Below are 17,401 nucleotides of genomic sequence, written 5' to 3'. Positions count from 1 at the left end.
GAAGGGCGGGCCTAGACGCTGCGCGGCAAGCCCCCTTTAGGGGGCTCGGTCCGAGGCCGGCAGCGTCCGGGATGGTGACGCTCGCCTTTTCGGTCGCGGTCCCCCGCTACTCGTGCCGCAGCGCCTCGATCGGGTCGAGGTAGGCCGCCCGCAGCGCCGGGTAGAGGCCGAACAGCACGCCGACCGCCATGTCCACGCCGATCGAGATGTACATCGACAGCAGGTGCAAGCGGCTCGGCAGGTGGAAGCCCAGGAAGTGGCCCAACAGCGGCACGCCGAACGCCACTGTCAGGCCGACGACCAGCCCGATCAGGCCGCCCGCCGTGGTCTGGGCGATGGCCTCGATCAGGAACTGCAGTGCGATGTCACGCCGCTTGGCGCCCAGGGCGCGGCGGATGCCGATCTCGCGCGTGCGCTCCGTCACCGTCGCCAGCATGATGTTCATGATGCCGATGCCGCCCACCAGCAGCGATACGCTGGCGATCGAGGCCAGCAGCAGCGTCATGACTTTACCCGTCTGGTCGGCCATTTCCGCCACGTCGGCCTGGTTGCGGACGAAGAAGTCGTCGCTCTGGCCGGGGCGGATGCGGTGGCGGTCGCGCAGCAGCGCTTCGATCTGTGATTGCGCGGTAAAGCTGGCTTCGCGCGACACCGCCGAAACCATGATGTTCTGCAGCCAGTCCTGCCCGGTGATCTTCTTCTGCAGCGTGGTCAGGGGAACAATGATGGTGTCGTCCTGGTCCTGGCCCATGCCGCCCGCCGACTGCCCTTTGGGGACGAGAATACCCACCACGCGGAAGGGCAGGTTCTTGATGCGGATGGTCTGGCCGATCGGGTCGGTGGCGCCGAACAGGTTCTTGCGCACCGTCTCGCCGATCACGGCCACGTTGGAGGCGGTGTCGACGTCGCCGCGGTTGAACATGTCGCCTTCGGCGATCGGCCAGGCGCGGACGTCAATGTACTGCGGCTCGGTGCCGGTCACGCGCGTGTACCAGTTGTCGTTGCCGAACACCACCTGCGCCTGCGAGCTGGCGATGGGCGCCGCCGCGGCCACCGCCGGGCACTCGCGCAGGATCGCCTGCATATCGGAATAGACCAGGGTCTTGGTGGCGCCCCAGCCCATCATCATGCCGCCCCGGCTCACCGTGCCCGAGCCCACGAACAGGACGTTGGAGCCCATGGCGGCGATCTGCTTCTGCACCTGTTCGTTCGCGCCCTGCCCCAGTCCGACCATGGCGATGACCGCGCCCACGCCGATGATGATGCCCAGCATGGTCAGAATGGAGCGCATCTTGTTGCGCGCCAGCGCGCGGAATGCGATGCGAAGTGTAGCGAGTAAATCCATAGAATCTCGTTCTGCGACTCATCGTCGCCCGGCAGTTAGCATGTGGCATTTGGCCGTCCGGGCCCGTGCCCTTCAGGGGCCAAATGCTAACTGCTGACTGCCAAATTCCAAATCACCCAATCACCAATCGTTCAGTCCTCAATCGTCGGCATCGTCTTCAGCACTTCGTGCGCGATGGGCCGGTCCTGCACCAGCTCGTCGCGGCGGATTTTTCCGTCGCGGAAGACGATGTTGCGCTTGGCGAACTGGGCAATGTCGTGCTCGTGCGTCACCAGCACGATGGTCAGACCGCGCTCCTGGTTCAGTTGCTGGAAGATGTCCATGATCTCGACCGACGTGCGGCTGTCAAGGTTGCCGGTGGGCTCGTCGGCCAGCAGGATGGCCGGCTGGTTCACCAGCGCGCGGGCGATGGCGACGCGCTGCTGCTGCCCGCCGGAGAGCTGCGACGGGAAGTGGTCCATGCGCTGGCCGAGTCCGACCATTTCCAGCGCCGCCCGGGCACGCTTCTCGCGCTCGACCCTGTCGAGCTTGGAGTACAGCGTGGGCAGCTCGACATTTTCTAATGCGGTGGTGCGCGAGAGCAGGTTGAATCCCTGGAACACGAACCCGATGCGGCGGTTGCGTATCGCGGCCAGCTGCTGCTTGCTGAACTGCGAAACGTCGGTGCCGTCGAGGTAATAGTGGCCCGAAGAGGGCTTGTCGAGGCAGCCGAGCAGGTTCATGAAGGTGCTCTTGCCGCTGCCGCTGGCGCCCATGATGGCGACGAATTCGCCGCGCGTGATCTCGACCGTGACGCCGCGCAGGGCATGCACGCGCGTTTCGCCCAGCTCGTAGTACTTGTGGACGTCTTCGACGCGGATGACGGCGGCGTGGGTCGCCGCCGGCGCCTGTCCGGCGTTTGCCTGGAGCGTGGTGGCCATAGCGGACGCCCTTAGCGCCTCAGGCCTCCGCCCGGCCCGCCGCCCGGACCGCCAGTGAACCGCGGTCCGCTGCTGCCGCCAGATGCGCCGACCACCACGTTGTCGCCTTCCTTCAGCTCGCCGTTCAACACCTGCGTGATCTCGGTGACCGTATGGTCGGTAATTCCGGTGCGCACGCGGACCGGCTGGATGGTCTTGCCGTCGGCCCCGAGCTTCCACACCACCGCTACGTCGGTGCGCTGCTCGCGCTTGCCGCCGCCGGAGTTGCCCCCGCTGTTTCCGCCGGGCTCGGCGCCGCCGCCGGGCTGGCCGCCTCCGGCCCCTGCCTGCCGGCGTCCGGCAAACTGGCCGCCGCCGCCAAACTGGCCGCCGCCATTCCGGCGGAACTGCCCGCCGCCCTGGCCGCCCTGCTGCCCGATGGCGCCCTGGCCGCTCTGGTCGCCGCCCTGCGGCTGGCCTGACTGCGGCTGCTGCGCTTGCGCCTGCTGGTCCTGGTTCTGGCCCTGGCCTTGTCCAGCGGCCTGCTGGCGTCCGCCGCCCGGCACCGGGATGCCGTATTTCTGATACAGCGCGCGCAGGTCGGCGGCCGGCATATCAGGCTTGTAGCGCAGCGCGCCGTTCGGGATGCGGAGCGCGTCGGTCGCCGTCGCGACCGGGATGGTGACGTACGCCGTCATTCCGGGGAAGAGCTTGAGGTCGGGATTATCGAAGTCCACCACCGTGGTGTACGTGACCACGTTCTGCACCGTGGTGGCGTTCATGCGCACCTGCGATACGCGCCCGCGGAACGTGTCGCGCGGAAAGGCGTCAACCTTGAAGCTGACCGGCTGGTTGGGGCGCATCATGCCCACGTCGGACTCGTCGGTCGCGGTGTAGACCTGCATCTTGGTCAGGTCCTGCGCGATGATGAACAGGGTGGGCGCCTGCAGCGACGCCGCCACCGTCTGCCCAACGTCAACGTTGCGCGCCACGACGACGCCGTCCACCGGCGCCTTGATGACGGTGTAGTTCAAATTGGTTTGCGCCACCTCGACCGCCGCCGACTTCTGCTGCACCTGCGCCGCGGCCTGCGTGACCTGCGCCTGCGCCGCGTCAACCGCGGCCACGGCCGTATCCGCATTGGCCTTGGCCAGGTCGAGCTGCTGCTGGCTCATCACGCCCTCTTTGGTCAGACCGAGAGTGCGCTCGTAGTCCGCCTTGGTCTGGGTGGCGGTGGCCTGCGCTTTCACCAGGTTGGCCTTGGCCGCCGCCAGGTTGGCGCGGGCGTTGGCCAGGTCGGCCTGCGCCTGCAAGAGCGTTCCCCGGAACAGGGACTGGTCGAGCTCGGCGACCACCTGTCCCTTCTTCACCCTGGAATTGAAATCAACGTACAACTTGGCGATGGTCCCGGAAACCTGTGAGCCCACCTGAACCGTGGTGACGGCGTTGATGGTGCCGGTGGCCTCTACCACTTCACGAATGTCGCCGCGCTCCACCTTCTGGGTGAAGTACTGGGTCTTGTCCTTTTTGTTCAGGCCGAAGGCCGCGAACAGCGCGATGGCGATCACCGCGCCCGCTATCGCCAGCCATTTCTTCGAGAGCTTCACTGTTTGTTCCCCACCCTTTTTGGATTCGTTGGCGGCCAAAAAAGAAAGTCACATTCTGGCACACAGGGCCGCCAGTAAAAACCCCAAAAGGTGCCCTTAAGTTGCGGTCTGGATTGGAGAAAGCAGCCTCTCTCTTTGTTTTTTCGCTCAGGCGGGCCCGAAACCCACAAAAACCGGCTCCGGCTGCAGCCGAACGCCGAAAACGTCTTCCACGCGGCGCTGGATTTCATCCTTTAAAGCGGCCACCTCGGCCGCGGTCGCCCCGCCCCGGTTGACAATGGCGAGGGCGTGGCGGCGCGAGATGCCCACTCGTCCCCGCGCCGTGCCCTTGGCGAAGCCGGCCTGCTCCACCAGCCAGCCGGCTGGCACCTTCACGCCTTGCGGCGTGGGGAAGCGGGCAGGCGGCGTCAGCCCGCGTGCCGCGGCACGGGCCGCGAGCTGTTCGTACTCGGCCTGGCTGATCAGCGGGTTCTTGAAGAACGACCCGGCGCTGCGGGAGTCCTCGTCGCCGTCCACGATCAGCATGGCCTTGCGCAGGCGGACCTGGCGAACCGCGTCGCGCACTTCCTGCAGCGTGCGCGTGCCGCCGCGTCCGGAGAAGAAGTTCTTCAGGTCGGCGTACTCGACCTTCGGCGCGCCGCCGGAAACGAGCGCATAGCTGACCCGCGTAATGATGTAGCGCCCCTTGGCGACGGTGTTGAAGATGCTCGTGCGGTAGGCAAAGCCGCAGGACTCGCCACATAGATCGACCACGCTGCCCCGCTCGGTGTCGAGCGCGCGCACTTCGCTGATCGTCTCGGAAACTTCCTGCCCGTAGGCGCCCACGTTCTGCACCGGCGTGCCGCCCACCGTGCCGGGAATGCCGCTCATGCACTCCACGCCCGCGCAGTCGTGCTTCACGGCGTAGGCGACGAAGGTGTCCCACTCCTCGCCCGCGCCCGCTTCGAAGACGACCTTGCCGTTCTCGCGACGATGGTCCAGCCCCGTCACGGCGATGTGCAGCACCAGCCCGGGCCATCCGGCGTCGGCGATCACCACGTTGCTGCCGCCTCCCAGGATGAACAGCGGCCAGCCGCGCTCGCGCGCCGTCGAAACCGCCGCGGTCACGTCCTGCTCCGACGTTGCGCGCGCAAAGTAGCGCGCCGGCCCGCCGACCTTCAGCGTAGTCAGCGGCGCCAAGGGAACGTTTTCCTGGATGACCACGTGGGAAGAATAAAGCAAAAGCTTCACCGCCGAGGCGCAGAGAACGCAGAGGTTCTCAGATGGAAAACCCTTCACGGTGTAGCGACGGGCGCTCAGCATTCCTCCGGACGCGCATTGGGCGCTAGTGAGCTTGAGCAGCAACGGCGCGAAGCCCGATGACCTCATGGCAATTGCTTCCAGCTACGACAGCACTGGCCGCTACGGCGCGCAAACGCCGTTTAACGACCAGCTCGCACCCTTTTGGGCCGGCGGCCAATGGCAAGTGGACGCGACCCACAACTCCATCGTCGCGATCACGAACGGAGGTAGCAAACAAACCACGGCGAGACTAACGTTGCACTACAACGGTGGCACTTCCAACTACGTCATTGAGCAACCTATCGCCGCCGGTGATCAGATGTGGCTCAACTTCGCTGACCTGATTCAAAAGAGTGTCCCCGACAAGAACGGCAACAAGCTTCCAGCAGGCCTAACAAGCGGTACATATGACCTTCGCGATCTTGGGGGTGAGAATGCTGGCAGCCTCTTTGAGGGAAAGGTCGCCCTTGACAAGACCCTTGGGCATCTCGCATATGGCTGCATGATGTGCTGTGGCTATGATTCGGCCTTCATCGACCCCGACTCCTTAGCCTTTGGGGTTGGTGAGGACGCGTATCTCACCGTGCGCGGCCACAATGCCTGCAGTTTGGAGTGGGAGGACGTCACCCAGTATTACGACACATGGTCTAGTGGCGACACATCCATTGCAACCCTATCGGCCGCTACGGCGCACGGCGTATCCGCGGGACAGACACAGTCGAACGCAAGCGGTCTCGTCCCCAAGGGCGACGGCTATGAGTCGCATCATTGCCCGCGCGAACAGATGCGAGCTCAATTGGGCTTCTTGTATGTGAGGATCCCATTTCGAGGAGCCCTCGTGACAACACAGTTCTCACGACCGAATGCCTGCCCTGCTGGCTATGCAGGCTGGGATCGCCTAATTTGGGAGAGAGTTGCAGACCAATTCGGGATTGTTTTTGTCAGGGACAACGTTAACATCGAAGAGGTCGTCACAGCCGGTCAGAACGGCCTTAACCTTCCGGTCGGAAACATCCAGACGGGCTCGGGGCCAACCCACGATGCAGGTATCTTTCTGGATGAGTTTTACTTCTGCTCGTCAGTCTGCGGCAGCGGCGGGACGGGCGAGACCGACCTGACTCAGGTGCTTTTCTACGGGGGTGTACCAGTTCTGCTCCCCAATAGCATTGCGCTGCGGTGTAACTCCGTAGCTTGGAATGGCCAATGATGATTGTTAGGGGACGCCAGTGTGTTTTGCTCGCCGTTGCTTGCATGGTATTGGTGTCTTCCGGGTTCGCTCAGGATCGGCCAGTATTTCGGAGCGATTTCATCGTGCGCGATGCTTCAGCCCTGGACGCCCTTATAAGACTTGGGGAGGTTTACAGGCGTCCAATAGGGGTCATTGTCACGGACAAGAGCATTCTCGCACCGGTAACGGTTCGGGCGATTAGCGCGACCATACAAGATGTCTTGCCAGCTCTCCTTAAGCAATTGCCAAAGTACCGATCGGAAGAGGTGAGGGGGGTGATCGTCGTCCGCCCAATCTCTCCGGCGGCGCCACTTCGACAACTCCTCTCAGTGCGTCTCAAGGAATTTGATGCACCCAAAGCAAATATCGTTCAGATTGGCCGAGTGCTGTGGATGGAGTTGAGGAGAAATGTGGATCCGGTGCCTCCCAGCGGTTTCTTCGGAATTTCTCACGAACCAATAATGGACCAGACCGCGATTGGCCCATTCCATCTGGCAGGTGCTAACGTCGAGGATGTCCTCAGTGAAATTGTGCGGAGGCACGGTGCCGCGGCTTGGCTTGTGCTGTCCCCGCCTAAACAGCTCTCCGGCGTGACAAGCAATCGACTCTGGAATCTCGTCACGTATGCCAATCCGCCGAAACCCCTTGAGAAACTTTGTTGCGTGAACTGGTCCGATTTGGAGAGTTTCGAGGAATAGCAAGGGCTGCCCATTACCGCGCCGCGGCGTTCGAGACAAACGTCTTCACCGCGATCTGGCGCGGGTCGAGTCCCACCGGCGCCATGGTGAACAGCGAGCGTTCGGCGCTGATCTTCGACCCGCGCGGCAGCTTGGCGGTGCGCACGAAGGCCACGTCACCCGACTTCGAGTTGGCCACCAGCAGAAAATTCTGGTTGGGAGCGAGCGCCAGCGCGTCCGGCCCGCTGCCCACCGGGATCGTGCCCAGCAGGCGGCCGTCGTCAATGCCGTAAACCGCCACCGCGTCCGAGCCGAAGTTGGCGATGTACAGCGTCGCATTGTCCGCGCTGGCGATGGAACGCACCGGCGCCGTGCCGGCCAGGAAGCTGCCGGCGACCTCGTTGGTGGTGGTCTCGATGATCGAGATCGTCCCGGAGGCGAAGTTGCTGACGAAGATCTCGCCGCCATCCGGCTTGAGCGCCAGGTGCACCGGCGTCTGCCCTACGTCGAGCAGGGCGAGCACTTTGTCCGACTTCAAATCGATGGCGGCCACCTGGCCCGAATCGGCGCAGGCGACAAACGCCTTGCTCGAGTCGGGAAGAATGGCGATGTCCTGAGGGTTCTTGCAGACATCGAGCGTCGAGCGCACGGCGAGCGCGGATGGGTTCAGCAGCGAGACGGTATTGTCACCCGCGTTGGAGACGACCACGGTTTTCCCGTCGGGCGAAACCCGCGCCAGTCCCGGCTTTGCGCCCACGCGCACGTTGGCCAGGACCCTGCGCGCGTCGAGGTCGAGCACGCTGACGTTGGCCGAACCGGAATTGGCGACGTAGGCGCGCCGGCCGTCGGCGGACACGTCAATGAAGAACGGCTGGCGATGCACGCCCACCGTCGCCACCACCACGTTGCGTTCGGCATCGATGAAGCTCACGTTGTCCGAATCGGTGTTGACCGCGTAGACCTCGTTCTTCTTCGGGTTCGCCGCCACGCCGGTGGGCCCGCGTCCTACGTTGATGGTGCGCGCCGAGCGGAGACGCCGCAGGTCGAGCACGGTGACCGTGTTGCTGCGCCCGTTGGTGACGTAGGCGAATTCCTGGAGGTTGTCAGCCGGAGGCCCTTCGCGGCACGCTGAGAGAGCAAGCAAAAGCAAAAGCGCAAAGCCAAACCACAAAGGAAACAAAGGGCGCACGAAGGACACGAAGGAAAACCGCTGCGCGTGAGGCGTGCCTGGGGTCAACGGGCGTGCGCGGGCTGGCTGGCGGCGGCCGCGGACGCCACGTCGCGATGCACCACGGCGGCGATCTGCCGGACTTCGGCGATCAACTCCTCGTACTGATGGGGATACAGCGATTGCATGCCGTCGCTGAGCGCGCGGTCGGGATCGTTGTGCACTTCCACGATCAACCCGTCCGCGCCGACCGCAACCGCCGCCCGCGAGAGCGGCAGCACTTTGTTGCGCTTGCCCGTGCCGTGGCTCGGGTCCACTACGATGGGCAGGTGGCTGAGCCGGTGCACCGCCGGCACCACGCTCAGGTCGAGCGTGTTGCGGGTGTGGTCGGCGAAGGTGCGCACGCCGCGCTCGCACAGGATCACGTTGTAGTTGCCCTCGCTCATCACGTACTCGGCGGCCATCAGGAATTCGTCGAGCGTGGCCGACATGCCGCGCTTCAGCAGCACCGGTTTGGGCGAGCGTCCGGCGCGCTTCAGCAGGGAGAAGTTCTGCATGTTGCGCGCGCCGATCTGCACCACGTCGGCGTACTGCTCCACCAGGTCGAGCGACTCGTTGTCCACCGCTTCGGTAACGATCTTCATTCCGAAGCGTTCGCGAACTTCGGCGAGGATCTTCAGTCCCTCTTCGCCAAGTCCCTGGAAGGAATACGGTGAAGTGCGCGGCTTGTAGGCGCCGCCGCGGAAGAATCGCGCGCCGCTGCGCGCCACGTGCTCGGCCACCGCGAAGGCCTGCTCGCGGCTCTCGATGGCGCACGGACCGGCCATGATGGCCAGCTCGCGTCCGCCGATTGTAGCCGCCGGGCTGGGGCCCGAGGCGGGAAACTGGATGACGGTGTCCTCTTCTTTAATGTCGCGGCTCACCAGCTTGTAGGGCTTGCTGACGCGGATGACTTCGGCGACGCCCGGCATCTCCTCCAGGCCGCCGGCCTCGACTTCGCCCCGGTTGCCGGTGATGCCGATGGCCACGCGCTGCGCTCCGGGAATGGCGTGCGGACGCAGCCCGAGAGACTCGATCTTTTCGCAGACGCCGCGCACCTGCTCTTCGGTAGCGTGCGCCTGCATGACGACCAGCATGGCAGGACTCCGATAAAGCTTACAGTTTAACTTTGGCGGCGCGAGCGCGCCAGTGAGCCGTCATCCGGCGGCGCGCTGCGCTTTTTCCGGCAGGGGCGCGAACCACGAGCGCGCATAGAAGACGAGCGCGGCCGCGAGCAGCGCCAGCAGCGCCCAGTCGAGCTGGTAGCGATGGAGCGAGAAGGCCGCGCCGTAAATCAGCGCGAACAGCACGGCGAATACGTAGGCCGTCCGCCGCGCGCCGGGAACAGCCTCCGGTCCCGAACTGCGCCACAGCAGCCCCATGCCGGCGTAAGAAACGGCGGCGATGATCAACACCAGCCGCCACCCGCCCGCCTGCGCTATGCTCGCGCCCGCCGTCACCCACGCCAGCATCAGTACCGTTGCGTAGTGCACGGTTTGCGACAGCGTGAAGAGTCCGAAAACGTTTTTCGCCGGATCGTGCGACTCCTGGCGCAGGCGGGCGCGCGCCCCGAGCGCCATGGCGAGAATGAAGGTAACGCCGGTGAGTCGCGCCGTGACGCGCGCCATCAGATGCGCGGTTTCAGGGTCGAGGGGCACTTCAGCATCCTTACCTGCGCGTTCGTGCTGCTCGTGGTCAAATGATAATATGCCACGCATCTCCATGGCGAAAGAGCAGGACATCCTGCGGATGCCTGCTCCCAGGACGCCGCCGCGGCACACCTCGCGCCGGATCGGAATCCATACCTCGACGGCCGGCGGTCCGGCCACGGCGGCGGAACGCGCCTACCGGCTGGGCTGCAACACCTTCCAGATTTTTTCATCGAGTCCGCGCCAGTGGAAGCCCTACGAGCTCGGCGCGCCGCAGTGCGCGGAGATGTGGCGCCTGCGCGAAAAGTACGGCCTGAAGCCGCTGGTCATCCACTCCAACTACCTGGTCAACCTGGGCGGCGGCAAAATGGACTTCTACGCCAGGTCAGTAGCGGCTTTTCGCGGCGAGGTGGAGCGCGCTGCCGCGCTCGGCGCCGACTATTTGGTGCTGCATCCCGGATCGTTTCGCGGCCTGAGCGGCAGGGAAGAAGGACTGAACCGCGTGGCGGCGGGCATCGCCACGGCGGTGGAGAGCGTGCCGCAGCACGACCAGCTCACCGTGCTGATCGAAAACACCGCCGGCTCGGAATTCTCGCTCGGCAGCAGCTTCGAGCAGGTGGCGGAGATTATCGCCAGGCTTACCGGCCTGATTCGCGTGGCTGCCTGCATCGATACCTGCCACACGCACGTGGCCGGGTACGACATCGTCTCGCCCGAAGGCTACGAGCAGACCATGCAGCTGCTCGACAACACCGTGGGCCTGCGCAACGTGCGCGTCTGGCACTGCAACGACGCCAAGGCCGCGCGCGGCTCGCGGCTGGACCGCCATCAGCACGTTGGGAAAGGAACCATTGGCCTGCCGGCGTTTCGCCGCCTGCTCAACGATCCGCGCACCGCGCACGCGGCCTTCATCGCGGAAACGCCGGTTGACGCGCCCGGTGACGACCGCAGGAACGTGGAGACTCTGAAGAAGCTGGTGAGCGACAAAGCGACGCTCTCGTCAGTCCCGAACCCCCGCCACAGACCCGGGCGTCCGCGGCGCTGAAGCGGAATTGCTACAATAAAAAATTCCACTGTGAAGGCGATGGAAGACCGTTCCAACCAATCCGCCCGTCGCGGTTCCGAGGCGCACGACCGCTACGATCCGCAGCCGATCGAGAAGAAGTGGCAGGCGCGCTTCGATGCCGATCCGGCGCTTTACCGCTCCGAACCGGAATCGAGCGATAAGCCGCGCTACTACGTGCTGGAGATGCTGCCGTATCCCTCCGGCGCGCTCCACATGGGGCACGTGCGCAACTACTCCATCGGCGACGCGCTGGCGCGCTACATGTGGATGCGCGGCTACAGCGTGCTTCATCCCATGGGGTGGGACGCCTTCGGCCTGCCGGCGGAAAACGCGGCCATCAAGAACAACACGCCGCCGCGCGACTGGACGCTGGCCAACATTGCCCACATGAAGGCGCAGATGAGGCGCCTGGGCTACAGCTACGACTGGGCGCGCGAGATCACCACCTGCCTGCCCGACTACTACCGCTGGAACCAGTGGTTCTTCCTCCAGATGCACAAGGCGGGCCTGGCCTACCGCAAGCAGAGCAAGGTGAACTGGTGTCCGCTGTGCGCCACCGTTCTGGCCAACGAGCAGGTGCTGCCGAACGGCTGCTGCTGGCGCCACGAAGACACCAAAGTCGAGCAGCGCGAACTGGAGCAGTGGTTCCTGCGCATTACGAAATATTCGCAGGAGCTGCTCGAAGGGCTCGACCAGCTCGAGCACTGGCCGGAAAAAGTGCGCACCATGCAGCGCAACTGGATCGGCCGCAGCGAAGGCGCCCTGGTGGACTTCGAGCTCGAGGGGCCCGCCGGGAAGGCGGGCGACAAGATCGCCGTCTTCACCACGCGCATTGACACCATCTTCGGCGCGACCTCGATCCAGCTTGCGCCCGAGCATCCGCTCGTCGCCGACCTGATCGGCAACGATCCGGGGCTGCACGCCGCGGTCGAAGAATTGCTGCGCGAGCAGCAGAAGGGGCGTGAACTGGGCGACGTGGCCGCGATCGAAAAGCACGGCGTCTTCACCGGCCGCTACGCCATCAATCCGTTCGGCGCCGGCGAGGCAAGGCCCGATGCTGAAGAAGGTCCTGGCGGGAACGCTCGCATTCCCATCTGGGTGGCGAACTATGTCCTGATGGACTACGGCACCGGCGCGATCATGTCGGTCCCGGCGCACGACGAGCGCGACTACGAGTTCGCCCGCAAGTACGACATCCCGGTGCGGGTGGTGATTCTGCCGCGGCGCAATGCGGAACCAGTCGAGGACGGGCACGCCGATGGCCCCGTCCTGCCCTACACGCACATGGACAGCCTGCTCATCAATTCCGGGCCGTTCAACGGGCTGGGCAACACCGAAGCCATTGCCAAAATGACCGCCTACGCCGAGCAGCACGGCTTCGGCAAGGCCGCGGTGAATTACCGGCTGAAGGACTGGGGCATCTCGCGGCAGCGCTACTGGGGCACGCCCATCCCGATGGTCTACTGCGACAAGGACGGCATTGTGCCCGTCCCGGAGAAAGACCTGCCCGTCCTGCTGCCGGACAAGGTGGACATCACGCTCGAGGGCGGCTCGCCCCTCGGTCACGTGCCCGAGTTCGTCAATGTGAAGTGTCCCCAGTGCGGCGGCGCGGCGCGGCGCGAGACCGACACGATGGACACGTTCGTGGATTCGAGCTGGTACTTCTACCGCTACTGCGATCCGCGCAACCAGCAGGCGCCATTCGCCAAGGAAGAGATCGCGCGCTGGTTCCCCATCGACCAGTACATCGGCGGCGTCGAGCACGCCATCCTGCACCTTATTTATTCGCGCTTCTGGACGCGCTTCATGCGCGACATCGGCCTGGTGAGCAACTCCGAACCGGTAACGCGCCTGTTCAGCCAGGGCATGGTGATCAAGAACGGCGCCAAGATGTCGAAGAGCCTGGGCAACGTGGTCTCGCCCGACGACATGGTCGCCCGCTATGGCGCCGACGCCACGCGTGTCTACACGCTGTTTGCCACGTCACCTGACCGCGAACTCGATTGGCAGGACGCGGGCGTCGAGGGCGTGAGCCGGTTTCTCGCCAAGACGTGGCGGCTGGTTGCTCCGCGCCCGGCGGCCGCGGCGGGCGACATGCAAAACCTTTCGCCCGCTGCGCGCGCCCTGCAGCGCAAGCTCCACCAGACGATCAAGCGCGTGAGCGACGACTTCGGCGGGCGCTGGCACTTCAACACATCCATCGCCGCCATCATGGAGCTGGTGAACCAGCTTCAATCCGCAACCGGCGAGGGCGCCGAAGCAGGGCAAATCCCGGCCGCATTGCTGCGCGACGTGCACCGCAGCCTGGTTTTGCTGCTCGCGCCGTTCGCGCCGTTCCTCGCGCACGAGCTTTGGGAGACGCTGGGCGAAACGTCGCCGCTGCTGAAGCATCCATGGCCGGAGTACGATCCCGCTCTGGCGAAGGAAGACGAGGTCGAAATCGCGGTGCAGGTCAACGGCAAGCTGCGCGCGCGCTTTCTCATCGCCGCCGACAGTCCCGAGGATGAAGTGCGCCAACGCGCCCTCTCCGAGGAAAGAGTCCGCGCCTCGCTCGACGGCAAGCAGGTGGTGAAGGCGATCGTGGTGCCGAACAAGCTGGTGAATGTGGTGGTGCGGTAGCTCGAAGCCACTTCGATTCACCGCGAATTACGCGGATTTATCACGGATAAGTTCAGTTCAGATCTTGATCCGTAACCATCCGCGCAAATCCGCGGTAATTGGAAGTTGTTGTGCGGCGCAAGTCACTTCTCCCGCGCCGCTTCCGTCTTCTGGCGCTCCAGCGTCAGCGCCACGCCGGGACTCGCAGGGTAAGTCATCAGGAAACGGTGCACGGCTCCGGCCGTGATCGAACCCTTGATGGACGGCGGCTTCGACTCCATCACCTCGCCGCGTACGTCGAGGGCGTGGACTTCCAGTTCGTACTCCCCCGAGCTGGTACCGATCACTTCCAGTGTGTACTCGCCCGCATCGGGCTGGCAGGCAATGCGCAGTACCACGCTCTTCGGACCGGACGCGCCGGTGGTCGCGTCGTCAATCCCCTCCAGCTCATAGGACGAATCCATGATGTCGGTGAACTTCTTGCCGCTGGCGTCCACGCCGGCCTTGTCACCGGAAGCGTCGCTGAGCAGCAGCGACGCGGGCGGCTTGAGCGCGCTGCCCACCGGATGCAGCCGCACGTCGAGCGAACCGAGGTCGGCCCCGCAGTCGAGCGCCGGTTTCGCCGGGGCCGGTTCGGCGGGTTGGGCGGGAGCAGCCGGCGCGGGCCTGGCGGGGGCGGGCTGCTTGCGCGCGGGTTTCTTCTGCGCGGCGCACACCCAAGTGAGCGCCAGCGCAATGAGCAGAGCCGCGGCGGCCCGTCTTGCGATTTGATCGGCTCGCATTTCTCTGTATGCTACCGCTGAATGGCGGGAAATGAGACATCTCCCGCGCGCGCCGGCTTCACGGCGGTGGCGCGCGAGCCGCGCGTGATCGCCACCGAGATCGCGTGGCGCTGGACGTTCGGCGCCGCTGCGCTGGTATTGCTCACCATGGGCGCGCTCGCCTGGCTCGACACGCTCATGGTGAGCGACACCGACCGGCTCATGCTGCGCAGCCGCCAGCCGATCCTGATGGCCGACGCGTTGTCGCACATCCTGGCCGGATCGGGGGCGCGACTGCTCCGCATCCTCGCCTTGTTGCTGCCGTCAATCGCTGCCCTCTGGACTGTGGCCGCAACGGTTGGCCGCGCCCTCACGCTGAAATCGCTAGCGCCAGACGCGAACGTCAAGGCGCGGCCGATTGCCGGGCTCAATTTCCTTCGCGCTGCGCTCGCGCTGGCCGCCCTGCTGGCGTACTTCGGATCGGCATTCGTTGCCTCGACCGTCGCAGGCCGCGGCGAGACGCTCGATCCCAGCATCTTCTTTGTCGTGTTCGTTCCACTGCTCGCGCTGGTGGTCGTCGCCTGGAGCACGCTGAACTGGTATCTGTCGGTGGCGCCGGTGTGCGCGGCGCTCGACGGCAGCGGCGCCATGGCTGCCTTCGCCGGCGCCGTGCGGCTCTCGCGCCGCCGCATGGCGACACTCAGCTCCGTCGGCTTCATCTTCGGGCTTCTGCGCGCGGTGGCGCTGGTCGCCGTGTTCATGGTGTCGGTCGCCGTCGCCGAAGCGCCATGGATGTCCGCTGCCGTCCAGATCGCGCTGCTGGTGGTGATCTCGCTGGCTTACTTCGTCGTGGCCGATTGGCTCTACGTGGCTCGCCTGGCCGCATACATCGAGATCGCGCGTCGCGATGCGGCGCCGGAGGTTGCGCCAATTGCGCCGGTGGAGGCGCCAAGTCCCGCGGCATCCGAGGCTTTACCGGAGGCAGTTCCACGCGAGAGTTGAAGTATCGGTTTTACTGCGGCTGGTAGCTCCGGGGTCGAAAGTCAAGAACGTTCACACGAAGGGCACGGAGGCTACACGAAGGGCACAAAGTACATCGCCCGGAAGCTGGAAACGTGAAACAGGAAACCTGCAGTTAGGGTACACTCGAGCGTGGAACCCCACTCGATCGTCGTTCTCGACTTCGGCTCGCAATACACGCAGCTGATCGCGCGCCGCATCCGCGAGCAGAACGTGTTCTCGGTCGTGCTGCCCTGCACGGCCTCGCTCGATGAAATCCAGAGCTACCACCCGGCCGGCATCATCCTGTCCGGCGGACCGAGCTCCGTTTACGACGCCGACGCGCCACCCGCCGACACGGGCGTATTCAACCTGGAAAAACCGGTGCTCGGCATCTGCTACGGCTTGCAGTTCATGACGCATCACCTGGGCGGCAAAGTCGTCCCGGGATCGAAGCGCGAGTACGGACATGCGCAGGTGCGGGTTTCGAAAACAGGGTCGCGACTGTTCGCGAAACTGCCGCCGAGCCTGAGCGTGTGGATGTCGCACGGCGACAAGGCCGAGCAGCTTCCGCCGGGCTTCGAACTGGTGGCGAGTTCGTCGAATGCGATTGCCGCCATCGAAGACGCGGGCCGCAAGCTCTGGGCGGTGCAGTTCCATCCTGAAGTGCACCACACTCCGCTCGGCACGCAGGTGCTGCGCAACTTCATCTTCGACATCTGCGGCGCCAGGCCAGACTGGACGCCGGCGCGCTTCATCGACGAAACCGTCGAAGCCGTTCGCAAACAGGTAGGCGACGGCCACGCCATCTGCGCGCTCTCCGGCGGCGTGGACTCGGCTGTTGCGGCGACGCTGGTGCATCGCGCCATCGGCGGCCGGCTCACGTGCGTCTTCGTGAACAACGGCGTGCTGCGCAAGGACGAGTTCAGCAAGGTCCGGCAGAACCTGCGCGACAAGCTGGGCTTGAACCTGGTTGCGGTGGACGCCAGCGCTCGCTTTCTCGGCAAACTCAAAGGCGTCACCGATCCCGAGCAGAAGCGCAAGATCATCGGGAACGAATTCATCGCGGTGTTCGAGGACGAGGTGGAGCGGCTGGTAACTGAGAACGCGGACGAGGGCGTCCGCGCCACGCAAGCTGGCCGGCGCGCAGCCGCGTCGGTTGCTACGAAAATCAACTTCCTCGTGCAGGGCACGCTCTACCCCGATGTGATCGAGTCGCGCTCGGTGCGCGGGCCGTCGCAGACCATCAAGTCGCACCACAACGTCGGCGGTCTGCCGGAAGAGATGAAGCTCAAGCTCATCGAGCCGCTCAAAGACCTGTTCAAAGACGAAGTCCGCCGCATCGGCCGCGACCTCGGCATGCCAGAGGAAATTCTTCAGCGGCAGCCGTTCCCCGGACCCGGACTCGCTGTCCGCATCGTGGGCGAAGTCACGCCCGAGCGCGTGGCGCTGCTGCAGGAGTGCGACGACATCGTCGTGAGCGAAATCAAGCGCGCCGGGCTCTACACCAAACTCTGGCAATCATTCGCCGTGCTGCTGCCGGTGATGAGCGTGGGCGTGATGGGCGACATGCGCACCTACGCCTACACCTGCGCCATCCGCGCCGTGCACTCGGAAGACGGCATGACCGCCGACTGGGCGCCGCTCCCGCACGAGGTGCTGAAGACGATCTCCAACCGGCTGGTGAACGAGGTGAAAGGCATCAACCGCGTGGTGTACGACGTTACATCGAAGCCGCCGGGCACGATTGAGTGGGAGTGAGGCGTGGAATCGCGCGAAGAGTGAGAGAAGAGTATCCGAGAAAGGCAGGGAGCGCTGACGCCTGATCAGCGCATTCGTGCCATGGGATTCTTGTTGCGCTCCATGCAGCCCGGCCATGCGCTGATCAAAGGACCCCGCGAGCTGTTGGGGGCTCTAGGTGGAATCGTATTGTCGTTCGGCATAGCGCAGGCAATTCGGTTCCACTCTTCCAGCGGCCTTTCGTCGTATACATGGCTTGGTTCAACGACCGCATTCTTTACGATCACAGCCATTGGCGTGGTCTGCATCGGCTTTGGGATATACCTGCTGATCTCGTGCGTTCG

14 protein-coding genes are annotated in these 17,401 nt (G+C 64.8%); 6 read left to right on the top strand and 8 right to left on the bottom strand.

Going from position 1 to position 17,401, the window contains the following annotated elements:
• Nucleotides 1-106: 106 nt before the first annotated feature.
• The 4 genes from VFA60_16045 to VFA60_16030 form a co-directional block, all read right to left on the bottom strand.
• The gene (locus tag VFA60_16045; GenBank protein HZQ93305.1) at nt 107-1,345 is read right to left on the bottom strand and encodes an ABC transporter permease; all 1,239 of its coding nucleotides are present in this window, start codon (nt 1,343-1,345) and stop codon (nt 107-109) included.
• A gap of 131 nt (nt 1,346-1,476) precedes the next feature.
• On the bottom strand, nt 1,477-2,265 hold the full coding sequence (locus tag VFA60_16040) for an ABC transporter ATP-binding protein (GenBank protein ID HZQ93304.1): 789 nt from the start codon (nt 2,263-2,265) through the stop codon (nt 1,477-1,479).
• A gap of 11 nt (nt 2,266-2,276) precedes the next feature.
• Nucleotides 2,277-3,851, bottom strand: coding sequence for an efflux RND transporter periplasmic adaptor subunit (locus VFA60_16035; GenBank protein ID HZQ93303.1), 1,575 nt, complete (start codon nt 3,849-3,851; stop codon nt 2,277-2,279).
• Between the two features lie 147 nt (nt 3,852-3,998).
• Nucleotides 3,999-5,153: a UDP-N-acetylmuramate dehydrogenase gene (locus tag VFA60_16030; protein ID HZQ93302.1), complete on the bottom strand. Its 1,155-nt coding sequence runs from the start codon at nt 5,151-5,153 to the stop codon at nt 3,999-4,001.
• A 31-nt stretch (nt 5,154-5,184) separates the two neighbouring features.
• Here VFA60_16030 and VFA60_16025 point away from each other — a divergent pair, with 31 nt between their 5' ends.
• The gene (locus VFA60_16025; GenBank protein HZQ93301.1) at nt 5,185-6,339 is read left to right on the top strand and encodes a hypothetical protein; all 1,155 of its coding nucleotides are present in this window, start codon (nt 5,185-5,187) and stop codon (nt 6,337-6,339) included.
• Nucleotides 6,336-7,058, top strand: a complete 723-nt coding sequence (locus VFA60_16020) for a hypothetical protein (GenBank protein ID HZQ93300.1) — start codon at nt 6,336-6,338, stop codon at nt 7,056-7,058. The genes VFA60_16025 and VFA60_16020 overlap by 4 nt, the downstream gene beginning before the upstream one ends.
• A gap of 13 nt (nt 7,059-7,071) precedes the next feature.
• Here the strand turns inward: VFA60_16020 and VFA60_16015 are convergent, their stop codons facing one another.
• The 3 genes from VFA60_16015 to VFA60_16005 form a co-directional block, all read right to left on the bottom strand.
• On the bottom strand, nt 7,072-8,181 hold the full coding sequence (locus VFA60_16015; protein HZQ93299.1) for a YncE family protein: 1,110 nt from the start codon (nt 8,179-8,181) through the stop codon (nt 7,072-7,074).
• An 89-nt stretch (nt 8,182-8,270) separates the two neighbouring features.
• Entirely contained in the window at nt 8,271-9,341 is a 1,071-nt protein-coding gene (gene aroF, locus VFA60_16010) for a 3-deoxy-7-phosphoheptulonate synthase (GenBank protein HZQ93298.1), read from the bottom strand.
• Nucleotides 9,342-9,401: 60 nt separating this feature from the next.
• Complete coding sequence (locus VFA60_16005; protein ID HZQ93297.1) at nt 9,402-9,902, bottom strand: hypothetical protein; 501 nt, start codon at nt 9,900-9,902, stop codon at nt 9,402-9,404.
• 49 nt (nt 9,903-9,951) lie between these two features.
• Between VFA60_16005 and VFA60_16000 the strand changes: the two genes are divergently transcribed.
• Together VFA60_16000 and leuS are read left to right on the top strand one after the other, a co-directional pair.
• Complete coding sequence (locus VFA60_16000) at nt 9,952-10,938, top strand: deoxyribonuclease IV (protein HZQ93296.1); 987 nt, start codon at nt 9,952-9,954, stop codon at nt 10,936-10,938.
• A 39-nt stretch (nt 10,939-10,977) separates the two neighbouring features.
• Complete coding sequence (gene leuS / locus VFA60_15995; GenBank protein ID HZQ93295.1) at nt 10,978-13,578, top strand: leucine--tRNA ligase; 2,601 nt, start codon at nt 10,978-10,980, stop codon at nt 13,576-13,578.
• 122 nt (nt 13,579-13,700) lie between these two features.
• Here the strand turns inward: leuS and VFA60_15990 are convergent, their stop codons facing one another.
• Nucleotides 13,701-14,339, bottom strand: coding sequence for a hypothetical protein (locus VFA60_15990; GenBank protein HZQ93294.1), 639 nt, complete (start codon nt 14,337-14,339; stop codon nt 13,701-13,703).
• A gap of 21 nt (nt 14,340-14,360) precedes the next feature.
• Between VFA60_15990 and VFA60_15985 the strand changes: the two genes are divergently transcribed.
• Nucleotides 14,361-15,320 carry a hypothetical protein gene (locus VFA60_15985; GenBank protein ID HZQ93293.1) on the top strand — a complete coding sequence of 320 codons (960 nt, stop codon included), beginning with the start codon at nt 14,361-14,363 and terminating at the stop codon, nt 15,318-15,320.
• 150 nt (nt 15,321-15,470) lie between these two features.
• Nucleotides 15,471-17,078 carry a glutamine-hydrolyzing GMP synthase gene (guaA, locus tag VFA60_15980; protein HZQ93292.1) on the top strand — a complete coding sequence of 536 codons (1,608 nt, stop codon included), beginning with the start codon at nt 15,471-15,473 and terminating at the stop codon, nt 17,076-17,078.
• Nucleotides 17,079-17,401: the final 323 nt, after the last annotated feature.

The organism is Terriglobales bacterium (assembly GCA_035651995.1).
Classification (GTDB): domain Bacteria; phylum Acidobacteriota; class Terriglobia; order Terriglobales; family Acidobacteriaceae; genus DASRER01.
This window is presented reverse-complemented; position numbering and strand designations above follow the sequence as displayed.